This is a genomic window from Brevundimonas sp. UBA7838 (assembly GCF_002500885.1).
GTDB classification, from domain to species: Bacteria; Pseudomonadota; Alphaproteobacteria; order Caulobacterales; family Caulobacteraceae; genus Brevundimonas; species Brevundimonas vesicularis_C.
In genome coordinates this window covers 1-13,546 of record NZ_DLTK01000057.1, presented here as the reverse complement: position 1 = coordinate 13,546, position 13,546 = coordinate 1, and the positions used below count along the sequence as shown (strand labels likewise).

The following is a 13,546-nucleotide window of genomic DNA, read 5'->3' as shown; positions in this document are numbered from 1 at the left end:
ACCACCTGGTGCGCGTCAACCGCATCCATACCTTTGAACAGCTCATCAGCCGCTACGGGCAGGGCCACGGGTGCGAAATCTGTAAGCCGCTGGTGGGATCGGTACTGGCCTCCTGCTGGAATGAATACCTGCTGAAACCGGCCCATCTGCCGCTGCAGGACACCAATGACCGCTATTTTGCCAACATCCAGAAAGACGGTACTTACTCCATCGTGCCGCGCATGGCTGCCGGGGAAGTGACTGCCGACGGGCTGATCGCCATCGGGCAGATCGCCAAACGTTATCAGCTCTACAGCAAAATCACCGGCGGGCAGCGTATCGACCTGTTTGGTGCCCGGCTGGAGCAACTCCCGGAGATCTGGCAGCAACTGATCGATGCCGGGTTTGAAACCGGGCATGCCTATGGCAAATCCCTGCGCACGGTGAAATCCTGCGTCGGCTCCACCTGGTGCCGCTACGGCGTGCAGGACTCCACCGGGCTGGCGGTGATCCTCGAGAACCGCTACAAGGGGCTGCGCGCGCCGCACAAAATCAAAATGGCGGTGTCGGGCTGTACCCGTGAGTGTGCCGAAGCCCAGAGTAAGGACGTGGGGGTGATCGCCACGGATAAGGGCTGGAACCTGTACCTGTGCGGCAACGGCGGCATGAAGCCGCGCCACGCCGATCTGCTGGCGGCCGATGCGAATACGCACCGTCTCGATCCCAGCAAGGCCGAGGGCCTGCTGCTGACCTCGGCGCGACTGGCGGCCTGGAGGGCTGCCGGCGCGTCCTGGCAGTTCGACGTGGTACCGACCGTGACGGCCCTAGCGGGTCGAGCGGGACGGAAGATCACCAGCTGGAAGTTCTTCGACGACGCCATCGCTCAATCCATCGCGGACAACCGCGCCGCCCTCTCAATCCCGGAAGCCACCCCCCATGCAGGCCAAGCCCATGACCGCATTTCCGCCAGCCAATCTGCCCGCCGCGAGAACCGAGACCGTGCGTCTGCCGGCGCTGACTGGGCCTCTGAGGTCATGGCTTCTCGACGAGCCCTCTGACGCCGTCGCCGAGAAGGTGATCGCCGAAAGTGAGATGCTGCGCAGCCAGGCCACGATGATGATGCCCGCGCTTCGTCAGGAGGCTTTGCGCCCAGCTTCGCACGACGACATTGTCCGGATCATCAAGAGCCGCGAACAGACGTTCGGCGATCTGCGGACAGCACGCACTGAGGTCGAATGGGCGGCGTTCTATGCCGACTATTTCGAAGCGCTGGATGGCCTGACGGCTTCGTCGATCGAAGCGGGCATGGTGGCCTACATCGCCTTGCCGGACAGCCAGTGGGCGCCAAAGCCGGGCAAGCTGGCGCACATGGCCCGCAACAGCAACGCGTGCGGACGCTTCACCCGGGCGTACAATCGGGCTCGCGCCGCAGTGGAGAAGGCCCGCGCGCTATCGGCGCCGCCACCAGTCGTCGAGGTCGAGAAGCCGGATCCCGAGGTCGTGAAAGCCCAACTGGCTGAGACCTTGGAGAAGCTGACGGCGCAGGACCGGCTGAAGCAGGCCGCACAGAAGGCTCGCCTGAAGCCGACTCCATCTGCCCCCCTGCCGGCCGGCAGTCACATGAGCGCAGCCATGCGCGCGAAACTGGAGGCCGAGGGCGTGATCCGTCCCTTGGGCCGCGCCGACCATGTCCGAGCCGCTCGCGGCCGCGCCCTTGGCCACAGCAATCCGGCCGACCACGACCGACGCGCCGTCCAGCCGGACTTCCAGCGTGTAGTCGCCCTTGATCCAGTCCGAGGTGTCCGCGACCGAAAACAGCACGCGGCCCTCGGTCTGGACCGTGCCCGCGATCTCATGGTGCGCGTCGGGCAGGCCCTGCCGGTCGAGGAACAGCACGACAGCCCGGCCGGTCAGGTCCATCGGCGTGGACGCGTCAGCGAGCAGGCGCGCGGTGAGATGGACTTCCATGCGTCACCCCTTCGCGGCGAGCCGCGCCGTCTTCCTCGCCGCGCGCTGGGCGGCCTTATCGATCTCGGACCACAGTTCCTGGCCGATGGCCTCGGGAAGGTCGTGCTTGTTCGCATCCCAGGCCGGCCGCAAACTGGGATGCGGTGCCTGGTCGTTCGTCCCGAACTCTTCGGTAATGGCCTGCGGGTTGCCGCCCGGCCCGACGTACATCTCAACCGGGGCGATCTTCTTGTGCTTCGATCGCTGGCGCCGGGTCAGCTTGGTGCTGATGCCGCCGCTTTCCCGCAGATCGCCCGTATCCACGCGAACCTTGGCGCGCCAGTCCCGGTCGATCGGCTCGGCCGCCTTCTTCAGCGCTCGGCGGCCTATGTTCTTCGCCGTCGCCCTTTTTCCGATGTTCGCCAGAGCCTGATCGATGGCTTTCAGCCCTTCGACCTTCACCTTCCAGCTACGAGACATCGTCCCGTCCGACGACGGTGATCTCCAGCCCGAAACGGCGGCCGATCTCCTTCACCCGCGTAATGGCGTAGGTTCGGCCGGAGAAAACCAGCTGATCCTTCGGCGTCAGATCCGAGACCTGGCTTGAATACCGAATGGTGAACCGCGCACCGATCTCCGACGCCCGCTCCCCAGCCCGGAACTTCTCTCCATCGCTGACCGGCTCATACTTTGCCCAGACCGAGGCGAGATCGCCCCAGGTCGAGACCTCGTTGTTGTAGTCGTCCCGCGTGATCACTGCTCGCTGCAGGGTGACGCGCCGGTCCAGTTCGCCTGCGCGCATGGTGATCTCCTCAGACGCGATAGGGCCGATAGGCCTGGAGCAGGGCCTGGGCTGTGGGATTGATGCCGAAGGTCTGGCCGGCGACGACGCTTTCGCGGTTGGCGTAGAGGTCGCCCAAGGGTGACACGGGCGCGACAGGAGCCACCGGGGACACCGGCGCGCAGGGGCCTAAAGGCGACACCGGGTTGCAGGGTGGACAAGGACCGAAAGGCGACACCGGAGCCAAAGGCGATACTGGGGCGCAGGGAATCCAAGGCCCCAAGGGCGACCAAGGTGTTCAGGGCATCCAAGGTTTACAGGGGCCGAAGGGGGATAAGGGCGACCCCGGAGGCGCCGGCGAGGCGACGGCGGTGATCTTGAAGCCCCGCCTCTACGCTAATCCGGTTGTCCATCGTCTCGGCTCGCGCTGGAACAGGCGGGGGAGCGGCTCGGGCGGATACGCATCAGGCACCCAGGTTAAGGCTGTGCCGATCGATGTGGTCGGCCTCGACATTCTCGGCGTCACCATACACGTCCAAGGTAGCCTGGTCGGCACCGTCTATTTCGAGGCCGGCATCTACGACAGCGATGCGGACGGCCTGCCCCGCAATCTGCTGGTCAAAGAAGACTTCCAGATCACCAGCGGCGGCGGGAAGAACTTCTCGTTCACGACGCCAGTTCTTGCCTCCTCGGGGCATAACGGGCGCCTCTGGATGGGCTACGCCATGAACTTCGCCTCAGGCGCGGGCGTGCAGCTTTCGCACAGCGTCCCGACAGGCATGGCAGCTTTGGAGGTCGGCACTTTCGACGCGGGAGAGTCGCTCTCACTGGATCTGGCCGGATCGTCCCTCGCCAGCGCAAACTCGATCAGCGGGACCCTTGGGACGCCCGGCCGCGCCTGGCCTTCCTCTTTCGGGGCCTACGGCATCTCGCCTCACGAACAGTTCCCCAACTATGCCGTGCGCGTAAGGAAACCTGCCTGATGAGCATCTACTTCCCCGAAGAGGACCGGTGGAGCTATGGGACGCTCGCCGAGCATCGCGCCAGTCGCAAGACGGCGATACGCACCGAAGCGCATGGCCGAACGCTGTCGATCTGGCCTTTGTGGAAGCAGGCCAACGCTGCTCTAGGCCTATACGATCAGGACAAGGCTGGGCGCTGCCGAGACTACCTTGCGCGGGTCCAGGACTACGTGGACACACTGGACGCCCAGATCGACGCGGCACCAAATCACGACGCCATCGAAGCCGTCGAGTTCCGGTCTGACGACTACGAGACCCCGACGTGACGGCCGCTGGTCGGCGTCAAAGCCCTAGTGCGAGCGTCTGCCGCCTGCGCTGGGACCGGATCATCAGTCTGATCATCATTCCCGCCGCCTTCTGGGCGGCGCTCATCTTCGCATTCTCCTATTGAAGGGACGCTCCATGTCACTCTCTGAATCCCAGGCCCGCGCCCTGCGCCTGAAACGCGCCGACCGTGTCGGCGACATCGCCAACGCCCAGGCCGACATCGACGCCATCGACCGCGAGCTCGCCGGTCAGGCTGAACCGACGACGCCTGTCACCACCACGCCGAAGGCTTCAGTACTGCCACCGATCGCCGGCCCGCTGACGCCGAACGCTTGGGGCAACCCGTGGACGCCGTCGGACTGGGACGAGCCGAAGATGAACGGCTATCGCTGGTCCCCCAACAACATCTTCCTCGACGGCAACGACTTGAAGGTGCGCTTGACCGAGAAGAACAGCGCCCAAATCCAGCAGAGAGACGCAAGCCGAAGCTCCAAGGGCCGCTGGGAGGTCGATGTCACACTGGCCGCGCCGACGCCGGGCATGATCCAGGCGCCGCTTTGGACCTACAACAACGAGACCCGCGACGAGATCGACTTCGAATGGGTTGGCGACAAGGGTCTTCACCTGACGGTCTACGCCAAAGGCGTCGCTGTCTGGTCCAAGACCATCGCCAATGTGAAGGACGGTCGCCACCACATCGCCATCGAGTATGAGGCCGGTGTGTCGGTGATCTTCATCATGGACGGCGTCGAACTGGATCGCGTGACGCCCGCTCTGTCGAAAGGTGGCGCGTTCCCGACCTCGCCGATGAAGGCCTACATCGAGGTCTGGCCGTCCCTGTCCGAGGGCTGGGCGGGCAAATGGCAGGGGGCTGGTTCAGGCCTGACGATGACCGTTCACGGGTTCAGGCAATCCTGATGGTTGCGGCCCGGCGTTAAAGCAGCAGCCTCGCCGGGCCGCGTTCTACGCGATCTGCCGTTCGCGAAACAGTATGGCAGACAGCCACTGCTTAACCCGCTGCGTTTGATCTTCGGTACCACGCGAAAACAGGATCGCGGCGACCACTGCAATCAGCGGGACGGTCGCCACAACACCCCAACTGTAAATCGAGGCTGGTATGCGGTCGTTTGGCACGATGAAATTGCAGACGAAAACGACGATCGGAAGGTGAGTGGCGTAGAGCGAGTAGGAGGAACGACTGCCGAGCGACACGAACGTCGATAGACCTTTGGCTTTTCCGAATCCGGACCGCATGCCGAAAACGAGGAAAACCGAGAACGATGCCGCCAACAGAAGGTCGTTCCATTCGGCCGGAAGCGCGAGCAGCTTTGATAGGGCGTTCAGACCACAAAATGCCACCAGGGCACCACCCGGTAAGGTCCAGTGGAAACGTCTATCGACCCAGAGCCGTTCAGCGACCAGATAGACGACGCCGCCGAGCATCCAGCAAATAAACAGATGGAAGCTTGGGATTAGAAGAAGGGCTGCCGCTGCAGGCGCAATAAGCCACCACTTGCGAGATTTGACGGCGAGATAGGCTAGCGGGAAGTAGATATAGTACCAAAACTCGCAAGCCAGCGTCCAAAGCGCGCCGTTGGACCCGAAGGGCGGCACCGCAATGTCTTGTAAGAAGAAGGCGTTGCCCAAGAGGACGGGCCACGTTAGGCGCTCAGACACGTCATAGGCGAGCGACACCGAGCCTTGCGTTCCTTCGTAAAGCGGGGAGGCAAGCACCGTGCTTCCAATTAGATCAAGACTGGCCCCGAGCAGAAGCGCGGGCAGCAGAACAATCCAAAGCCGAGTGGATCGCGCAAGCAGATAGTCCTTGAACGAAAAGCGGTCGCCGGCGCGAACGACTGAACGCACGATCCAAAAGCCGGAGACGACAAAAAACACCACGACCGCATTGTGGCCTTGCGTGGTCACCATGCTCAGCGCCTGGTGAAGCATTCCCGGCGTCAGCGGACGGTCGATGACCATCTGCTGGGTATGCGACACGACGACGACAAAAGCAGCGACGGCCCGAACGACGTCGATGAAGTCATAGTTCGATGATCTGAGAGCACGTGGTTCGGTCATTCGGCGGCTGTAGCCAAAAACCCTCGACCAAACTAGCCACAACTATCAGTCACCACGATGCTATGCGCCGCGTGAGCGGCTCAGCTAGTCACCCGCTATCGGGGCCGCCTGACGCAGTTCGGGCACGAGCCGCGACGGGCAGGCGATTAGCGCACCCAGGAAGCGGATTCACCGGATGCGCGGCACGCCCGCGAATACGAGGGCGGTGATCCAGGTCAGCATGGGCAGTAGCATAGAGGCGGCCCTTTTCTTCTCGACCGCCATGCCACCCCCGAAACGAAAATGGCCGGGGCATCTGCGGAACCTCCGGCCCAAAGCTCCCCGCTAGAGCGAGCGCTCAGCTCAACCTTGACGGTATACCGCGCACCCGAGGCGCGCAACCCCCACAATCTGGAGACTGACCATGCCGTATGTGCTGGGCGCAAAGTCGCGCGCCGAACTCAAAGGGGTGCACCCTGATCTGGTCCGCGCGGTCGAACGGGCCATCCAGATCACGACGCAGGACTTCAGCGTCCATGACGGCCTGCGGACGGCCGAAGAGCAGAAGGCCCTGGTTGCATCTGGCGCTTCCCAGACCATGAACTCGATGCACCGTCCCCAAGCCGACGGATTCGGCCATGCCGTGGATCTGGTGCCCTTCGTCAACGGCAAGATGCGCTGGGAGTGGCCGGCCATCTATCCGATCGCCGCCGCCGTCTGGCAGGCCTCACGCGAACTTGGCGTGCCGATCCGCTGGGGCGGCGCCTGGATCAACATGGCCGACATCAAGACGGGGACGCCTGGCGCTATGAAGGCAGCGGTCGATGCCTATGGCGCGGCGCGGCGGAAGCTGGGCAAGGCGGCGTTTACCGATGGCCCTCACTTCGAGCTGAAGTCGTGAGCGTCGTTCTCGCCTTCCTCACCTCCCGCCTCGGCCTCGGGATCACCTGCGGCGTCCTGATCCTGCTGTCTGCCACCGCCTCCTATCAGTGGGGCGTCACGCACCGCGACATGGTCCGCGAAGAGCAGCGGGCGAACGGCCTATGGTCGGACATCAACGCCCCGAACGTCGGCTACAAGGACCGCCTGACCATGTGCGGCGCCAACCTCGCCGGCGCACAGGCTGCTTTGGCCCGGCAAAACAGGGCCGTCGATGACCTGAAGGCCGCCAGCGACGCCGCCGCCGTCCGCGCCCAGGCCGCCGTCGATGCCGCTCAGGCGCGCGCTCGCGCCGCGCAGCAGCAGGCCCAGACCCTGCTGCTTGAAACACCCCGCCCCGGCGAAACCCGCTGCGAGGCGGCCGACCGGCTTATCCTGGAGCAAGTCAGATGAACCGCGCCGTAATCCTGTCTGCCCTGCTGCTGGCCAGCTGCGGTACGACCGCCAAGACCGCGCCGGAGCCGGTTGTTCAGATCGTTGAAGTCAAGGTGCCGGTCGCCGTCACCTGCTCGCCAGACATCGGCCCAGAGCCCGCCTACGTGGACACGCCTGAGGCCATCGCCGCAGCGCCAGACATCTTCGCCCGCACGGTGCTGCTGGTCGCCGGACGGGTACAGCGGATCGCGCGGGATGAGGTGAAGACGGCGGCGCTGGATGAGTGTCGACGCTCGGCCGTCACGCCGCCGCGACCGGGCTAGGCGAACCAAGATCAGAGGGGATCGGTTTGACCGACCCCCTTCAGCGTCGAGCTGCGGCTCCGCTATCGAGGCCGTCATCCTTCGGGGTGACGGCCTTTTGTCGTTTTCCGCTCACAGGAACCAGCGATCACCGAGCGGATTAGTTCTGCGGAGCTGGCCTGTGAGGGTGGTGGCCCGGCAATATGCGCCACCCCGCTCGGTGGGCGGTCTATTACGTTCCCTGGGTAAGGCCGCCCCACCCAAGCGCCCTCGGTTCACGCCGGGGGCGTTTTGCTTTGCCCGCCTGGTATCATGCAGCCATGGCCTCGCGCCTGATCGTAATAGTCCGAGATCGAGAACCTGACCTGTAGGGCGGCGCCCTTCGACCCGCAGGCCTTGCAGGCCAGATGCGCGACGAGCGGCAGAGACATCGACGTGTCCAGCCCGCGCGCCGTCTCGGCGGGCACATAGCCAGTGCGGCCACAGTTGCAGAACACGTCCAGGCCTATGCCGTCATCGACCCATGTGGAGATCGGCAGCATCAGCGCGCTTGGAAGCGGCCGAGGCCCAGAATCATGGCTTGGCGAACAAGCCGATCGTTCTCTTCCTTCGACACGTAGGCGACATTCGATCCCGGGCCCGGTGTCGCCGGCAGGCTGGGATGCGGCGCCGGGTTGCGCACGACGCGGGCGGCAAGCTCGGCGTCCAGGCGCATCAGTTCTTCGGTTGATAGGGGCTGGCCCATTGGGTTCTCCGTCGCGCCACCGACCGAAGAAAATGGGCTCTACACCCGCCCCGATGTTCTTGCAATGTTCACGGGCGACCGGTTTGCTACGGATCTGCAAGCAACTGAAATCGTTGAGGTCAGATCGAGGTCGGTTTGTGGAATTTGTGTATACAATTCAATCTGACAGTCAGATTAAAAGTCAGATGCTCTAACCAACTGAGCTAAGGACGCACCGCGCGACGTCCGGGCTGGCCCGAACCGTCGAAGGGCGCCTTCTGTTGTAATCCGGCCTTCCGGTCAAGACCCGGTCTGCTACTCATTGGGCATGAAACCGTTAAATGGCGTCCGCATCATCGAATTCGACGGCTTGGGGCCGGTCACCTTCGCCGGAATGATGCTGGCGGACCTGGGGGCGGAGGTGGTGCGGCTGACGCGCGACGCCGCGGCCGGACCGGCGATCTTCGACGAGGTCGGAGGCGAGGTCCTTCATCGGGGACGAGCGGCCGTTCCGGTCGATCTGAAATCGCCGGCCGATCGCGAGCGCATCCTGCAGCTGATCGATGGGGCCGACGCGGTGATCGAAGGCTTTCGGCCCGGCGTCATGGAGCGGCTGGGCTATGGTCCCGACGTTGTCCAAGCGCGAAAGCCCGCGCTGGTGTTTGGGCGCGTGACGGGATGGGGCCAAACGGGGCCGCTGGCGAATGCGGTCGGGCATGATCTGAACTACATCGGCCTGTCGGGGGTGTTGCACGCCATGGGCGAGGCGGATCGACCGCCCTCCCCGCCGTTGAACCTGGTCGGAGATTATGGCGGCGGGGCCATGCTGTTGGTGGTCGGGGTGCTGGCTGCGCTGGTGGAGGCCAGGACGACGGGCCGGGGACGCGTGGTGGACGCAGCCATGACGGACGGCGCGGCTCTGCTGGGCGGTCTGTTCCAGGCCTTGCGGGGTCGGGGGCTGTGGAGCGACCGGCGCGGAGCCAACCTGCTGGACGGGGGCGCGCCCTTCTATCGCTGCTACGCCTGTCGCGACGGCGGGTTCGTGGCGGTGGCGGCGCTGGAGCCGCGTTTCTACGCTGCGCTGCTGGCCGGCCTGGAGATCGATCCGGCTGACGCGGTTCAATACGACATCGCCGCCTGGCCGGCCCTGCAAGCGCGGTTTGCGGCCTTATTCGCAAGCAGAGACCGCGATGACTGGAGCGCCCATTTCGCCGGGACGGAAGCCTGCGTCACGCCCGTGCTGAGCCTGGCCGAGGCGCCGGATCATCCGCACAATCAGGCGCGTGGAACATACCACAGCGGCCTGCCGCAACCCGCGCCCCGTTTCGACGGCGTAGTTGCTGCGCCCTCCGCCAAGTCCGAACTGACCTTGGATCAAATGGTCACAAAATGGTCCGATCACGCAGGATGACCGACGCAGATTTCGGCGCTAAGGGAACAGCTTAGCGCGACAGGCGTTTGGTCGGCGGAGACCGGGGACTTTCATGACACGCTCAATTTTTGTCTTGGCCGCCGCCGCTAGCGTGCTCGCGTTGTCGGCCTGCGACGACCGTCCTTCGCGCTCGGACGACGACTATCGAGAGATGTCGGTCGAGCCGGCGCCTCCGCCGGTCAAGGAAGACACTCCCCCGCCTGCGCCAGAGGTTCAGGACCCGACGCCCACGCCCCCGCCGTCGACGACGCTTCCGCCTGAGGAACGCACGTCTGAACAGTCGGTCCAGCCCGAGAGCGAGACGCTGTTCTACTGACGAACAGGTTTGCCGGGGGGCGTCCTTTTGACGAAAGATCGAGTTTGACGTTCAGGCCTACCCTGCTGGTCGCCCTCGCGGCGTTTTCGGCCTGCGCCCATGCAGCGGCGGCGGAACCCCGCGCGCAAATCCGGGGCGACATGGACGGCGATCTGCGGCGGGCGCTGGAGCGGGCCGTGGGCGAGGTGGACGGCGCGCCGGCCAGCCGCTTCGAGGCGCGTCATCGCGCCGAGAGCGCCGTGACCTCGGCGACCGCCCTGCTGCGGTCCGAAGGCTACTATCAACCTGTCGTCGAAGACATCGTCGAGGGCGAAGAGACGCCGATCGCGGTGGTTTCGGTCGAACCGGGGCGTCGTTTTCTGCTGACCGTCCCGACGATCCAGTGGGCCGACCCCGCGCCTGAGGCCGAGGCGGCGGACAAGGCCAAGACTGCGATCGCGCTGAAGGCGGGCGATCCAGGTAGAGCGGCAGACGTCATATCCGGCGAAGGTCGGGCCGTGGCGGCGCTGGTGCGTGACGGCTATGCCGACGCCAAGGCCAATCCGCGCCGTGTCGTGGTGGATCACGCGGCCTTCACCGTCGCGCCCGAGTATCGCATCGCCTCCGGCGCGCTGGTGCGTCTGGACGGCGTGCGCCTGACCAGCCAGGGCCGCACCAATCCCGCCTGGGTGGCGGGCCTGGCGCCGTGGAACGAGGGCGATCGCTACGATCCCGAGATGGTCGCGGAGCTAGAACGCCGGCTGCTGGACACCGGCGTCTATGACGGCGTCAGCGTCGCGTTGTCGCCACTGGACCAGATTACCGCCGACGGTCATCGCCCCGTGGTGGTCAGCCTGCAAGACCGCCCCCGTCGCGTGCTGGAGGCCGGCGCCACCTGGTCGACAGCCGAGGGCGCGGGCGTGGACGTGATCCAGACCCGCTACAACCGCTTCGGCCGCGCGGACACGCTGAGGCTGGAAGCGCGGCTGGCAGACATCGACAGCCGGATCGGCGCCGACCTGTCACTGCCCCACTGGCGTCGGCCCGGCCGGACGCTGAAGCTGGGCGCGGCGGTCGTCAACGAGGACACCGACGCCTATCTGCGCACCGCGGTGGTTCTGTACGCCGACCTGCAACAGCGGATCGGCAAGACCTCCTATTTCAACTACGGGATCGGGCTGGACGCCGGGCGCTACAGCGAGACCCGCTACGACTTCACCACCCTGCCCCCGCAGCGCGTGACCTTCGACCGCGATCTAGCGATCATCACCGCGCGGACCAGCGCCTATATCGACCGCTCCAATGATCCGCTGAACCCGACCAAGGGCTGGCGGGTGAATCTGGCGGTTCAGCCGACGGCGGTGACCGGCGAGAGCAACATCCTGTTCCTGCGCACCGAAACGCAAGGCACCGCCTATTTCCCCGTCGCGGGTGATCGCACCATCCTGGCCGGGCGCATGAAGATCGGCTCCATCGTCGGCGGCAGCGAGCTGAACGTGCCGGCCGACCGTCTGTTCTATTCCGGCGGCGGGGGTTCGGTGCGGGGCTATTCGTACCAGAACGTCAATCCGCAGCTGCCGGACGGCACGCCGCGCGGCGGTCTGTCGCTGTTCGAAACCTCGTTCGAGGTGCGCCAGTCGATCGGTCAGAGCTTCCAGGCCGTCGCCTTCGTCGACGCTGGGTCCGTTGGCTTCCAGGAGACGCCAAACCTGACCAACATGCGCTATGGCGCGGGCTTAGGCGTGCGCTACATGCTGCCGTTCGGGCCGATCCGCGCCGATGTCGCCATGCCGCTCAACAAGCGTGAGGGCGATTCCGCCTTCCAGATCTACATCAGCATCGGGCAGGCGTTTTGACCGATACACCGCCCGAAGCCACACCTGAAGAAACGACGACGCCGGCCAAGGCCGCGCGGCCCGCAAAGCCGCGTCGCGCGCTGATCAGACGCATCGCCCTGGGCGTGGGCGTCGTGCTGGCCGGACTGCTGGTGCTGATCGCCGCCGCCCTGGTCGGAGGGCGTTACTATATCGCCTCGGACGGCGGTCGCGACATGGTGCTGCAACGGCTTCAAGACCTGAAGATCAGCCGCTACGGCCGGCTGAAGGTCTATGGGCTGAAAGGCGATCTGCTCAGCGACTTCACCATCGACCGCATCACATTGGCCGACAGTCAGGGCATCTGGCTGGAGGCGAACAACCTCAGCATGGACTGGTCGTATCTGGCCCTGCTGGGCCGCAGTTTCCATGCGAACGACATCAAGGCCGAGACCATTCGCGTCCTGCGTCGGCCCGTGGTCGAGCCGCCCACTGGCGAACCGCCCAGCCCTCAGCCGATCTCGGTCCGCATCGACAAGTTCGCGGCCAACATCGAACTGATGGAAGGTTTTTCCAAGGAATACGGCCGTTGGAGCCTGTCGGGGAACGCCAGCCTGCCGCGCACGGGCGCCAAGAGCGCGACGATCAACGCCGACAGCCTGAACCGACCGGGCGACTTCCTACGTCTGGCGGCGACATTCGGGGGCAAACTCGAAGACACGCGCCTGAACCTGCGCGCCAATGAGGCTCAGGGCGGACCGCTGGCCGGCGCCTTGGGCTATTCGCCGGATCAGCCGTTCTCGGCGGTCGCGGTTCTGAACGCCGATGTCGTCAATGCACGGGTCCAGACGGGACAGTTCGTCCCCCTGATCGTCCAGGGCCATTTTGGCGACAAGGGCTCTCGCGTCGCGGGCTTCGCCGACTTCAGCAACTCGGACCTGCTGGCGCCCTTCGTCACCAAGATCGGCCGCACCGCGCGGTTCGGCTTCGCCATGGTTCCTACGCCGGACAAGGCCAGCCAGGGCGTGGCGTGGAAGCTGATTTCCGACAACGTCCAGTCCGAGGCGCGCGGCCTGATCCGCAACTCTGATCGCAGTTCGCCCGATGGAATCAGCCTCAACATTCAGACGGCCTCGCTGAGCCGGCTGGTCGGGTCCGATGTGGCGGGACCAGCGGCCTATTCCGGCCTGTTCAAGGGCGACGCCCAGACCTGGACGCTGGACGGCCAGGTCACCCTGCTGAACGCCAATGTGGCCAGCTATCGCGCTACGCGAATCGCCGGACCGTTGAACGTCGCGGTAAAGAACGGCCGGATTGATCTCGACGGCGACATTCGCGCGAACGGCGGATCGGGCGAAGGCATCATCGGCGGCCTCTTGGGTCCCGCCCCGCGCGTGCAGATGAAGGCGGCGCGGATGAAGGACGGCGCCATCCTGCTGACCAAGGTCGATCTGCAGGGCCAGGGCCTGACGCTGAACGGCTCGGGCTCGCGCAATCTGCTGGGCGGGATGAACTTCCGCGGCGAGGCGCAGTTGACCGACGCCAGGCGCGTGCTGCCCGACGCGCGCGGCGCCTTCGGCGGTCCGATCCGGGCCTCGTCGGCGCGGGCAG

Annotated in this window: 17 protein-coding genes and 2 pseudogenes; 11 read left to right on the top strand and 8 right to left on the bottom strand. The window is 65.3% G+C overall.

Annotated elements, in window-relative coordinates; translation table 11 throughout:
* Positions 1–1,037: pseudogene (locus B3T77_RS04325) on the top strand (hypothetical protein); the annotation flags it as partial.
* Here the strand turns inward: B3T77_RS04325 and B3T77_RS04320 are convergent.
* The 5 genes from B3T77_RS04320 to B3T77_RS04300 all read right to left on the bottom strand — a co-directional run bounded on the left by B3T77_RS04320 (position 1,012) and on the right by B3T77_RS04300 (position 2,873).
* Positions 1,012–1,347, bottom strand: a complete 336-nt coding sequence (locus B3T77_RS04320; protein ID WP_292077572.1) for a hypothetical protein — start codon at positions 1,345–1,347, stop codon at positions 1,012–1,014. The pseudogene B3T77_RS04325 and the gene B3T77_RS04320 overlap by 26 nt on opposite strands.
* An 81-nt stretch (positions 1,348–1,428) precedes the next feature.
* Positions 1,429–1,947, bottom strand: coding sequence for a hypothetical protein (locus B3T77_RS04315; RefSeq protein WP_292077569.1), 519 nt, complete (start codon positions 1,945–1,947; stop codon positions 1,429–1,431).
* 3 nt (positions 1,948–1,950) lie between these two features.
* Complete coding sequence (locus B3T77_RS04310) at positions 1,951–2,388, bottom strand: HK97-gp10 family putative phage morphogenesis protein (RefSeq protein ID WP_292077567.1); 438 nt, start codon at positions 2,386–2,388, stop codon at positions 1,951–1,953.
* Positions 2,389–2,395: 7 nt separating this feature from the next.
* Positions 2,396–2,728 (bottom strand): phage head closure protein, encoded by a 333-nt coding sequence (locus B3T77_RS04305; RefSeq protein ID WP_292077565.1) that lies wholly within the window; start codon positions 2,726–2,728, stop codon positions 2,396–2,398.
* Positions 2,729–2,738: 10 nt separating this feature from the next.
* A complete protein-coding gene (locus B3T77_RS04300; RefSeq protein WP_292077563.1) occupies positions 2,739–2,873 on the bottom strand; it encodes a head-tail connector protein in 135 nt (44 codons plus the stop codon).
* Positions 2,874–3,084: 211 nt separating this feature from the next.
* Here B3T77_RS04300 and B3T77_RS04295 point away from each other — a divergent pair, with 211 nt between their 5' ends.
* The 3 genes from B3T77_RS04295 to B3T77_RS04285 all read left to right on the top strand — a co-directional run bounded on the left by B3T77_RS04295 (position 3,085) and on the right by B3T77_RS04285 (position 4,914).
* Positions 3,085–3,690 (top strand): hypothetical protein, encoded by a 606-nt coding sequence (locus B3T77_RS04295; RefSeq protein ID WP_292077561.1) that lies wholly within the window; start codon positions 3,085–3,087, stop codon positions 3,688–3,690.
* A complete protein-coding gene (locus B3T77_RS04290) occupies positions 3,690–3,995 on the top strand; it encodes a hypothetical protein (protein WP_292077559.1) in 306 nt (101 codons plus the stop codon). Before B3T77_RS04295 ends, B3T77_RS04290 begins: the two co-directional genes overlap by 1 nt.
* A gap of 136 nt (positions 3,996–4,131) precedes the next feature.
* The gene (locus B3T77_RS04285) at positions 4,132–4,914 is read left to right on the top strand and encodes a family 16 glycosylhydrolase (protein WP_292077557.1); all 783 of its coding nucleotides are present in this window, start codon (positions 4,132–4,134) and stop codon (positions 4,912–4,914) included.
* Positions 4,915–4,959: 45 nt separating this feature from the next.
* Here B3T77_RS04285 and B3T77_RS04280 read toward each other — a convergent pair whose 3' ends face one another.
* On the bottom strand, positions 4,960–6,075 hold the full coding sequence (locus B3T77_RS04280; protein WP_292077555.1) for an acyltransferase family protein: 1,116 nt from the start codon (positions 6,073–6,075) through the stop codon (positions 4,960–4,962).
* 403 nt (positions 6,076–6,478) lie between these two features.
* Between B3T77_RS04280 and B3T77_RS04275 the strand changes: the two genes are divergently transcribed.
* Genes B3T77_RS04275 through B3T77_RS04265 form a run of 3 tightly spaced genes read left to right on the top strand, consistent with a single transcriptional unit; the run spans position 6,479 to position 7,691 of the window.
* A complete protein-coding gene (locus tag B3T77_RS04275) occupies positions 6,479–6,955 on the top strand; it encodes a M15 family metallopeptidase (protein WP_292077553.1) in 477 nt (158 codons plus the stop codon).
* On the top strand, positions 6,952–7,386 hold the full coding sequence (locus B3T77_RS04270; protein ID WP_292077551.1) for a hypothetical protein: 435 nt from the start codon (positions 6,952–6,954) through the stop codon (positions 7,384–7,386). Before B3T77_RS04275 ends, B3T77_RS04270 begins: the two co-directional genes overlap by 4 nt.
* Complete coding sequence (locus B3T77_RS04265) at positions 7,383–7,691, top strand: hypothetical protein (protein WP_292077549.1); 309 nt, start codon at positions 7,383–7,385, stop codon at positions 7,689–7,691. Before B3T77_RS04270 ends, B3T77_RS04265 begins: the two co-directional genes overlap by 4 nt.
* 254 nt (positions 7,692–7,945) lie before the next feature.
* On the opposite strand, the gene B3T77_RS04260 is transcribed toward B3T77_RS04265, so the two are convergent.
* Both B3T77_RS04260 and B3T77_RS04255 read right to left on the bottom strand, forming a co-directional pair.
* Positions 7,946–8,212, bottom strand: a complete 267-nt coding sequence (locus B3T77_RS04260; RefSeq protein ID WP_292077547.1) for a hypothetical protein — start codon at positions 8,210–8,212, stop codon at positions 7,946–7,948.
* Entirely contained in the window at positions 8,212–8,415 is a 204-nt protein-coding gene (locus B3T77_RS04255; RefSeq protein WP_292077543.1) for a hypothetical protein, read from the bottom strand. The genes B3T77_RS04260 and B3T77_RS04255 overlap by 1 nt, the downstream gene beginning before the upstream one ends.
* Positions 8,416–8,716: 301 nt before the next feature.
* On the opposite strand from B3T77_RS04255, the gene B3T77_RS04250 reads away from it, so the two are divergent.
* The 4 genes and pseudogenes from B3T77_RS04250 to B3T77_RS04235 form a co-directional block, all read left to right on the top strand.
* Positions 8,717–9,805 (top strand): CaiB/BaiF CoA transferase family protein, encoded by a 1,089-nt coding sequence (locus tag B3T77_RS04250; protein ID WP_409514552.1) that lies wholly within the window; start codon positions 8,717–8,719, stop codon positions 9,803–9,805.
* A gap of 73 nt (positions 9,806–9,878) precedes the next feature.
* The gene (locus B3T77_RS04245) at positions 9,879–10,142 is read left to right on the top strand and encodes a hypothetical protein (RefSeq protein ID WP_271041496.1); all 264 of its coding nucleotides are present in this window, start codon (positions 9,879–9,881) and stop codon (positions 10,140–10,142) included.
* A 44-nt stretch (positions 10,143–10,186) separates the two neighbouring features.
* On the top strand, positions 10,187–11,977 hold the full coding sequence (locus B3T77_RS04240; protein ID WP_292077537.1) for an autotransporter assembly complex protein TamA: 1,791 nt from the start codon (positions 10,187–10,189) through the stop codon (positions 11,975–11,977).
* Positions 11,974–13,546: pseudogene (locus B3T77_RS04235) on the top strand (hypothetical protein); the annotation flags it as partial. The gene B3T77_RS04240 and the pseudogene B3T77_RS04235, both read left to right, overlap by 4 nt.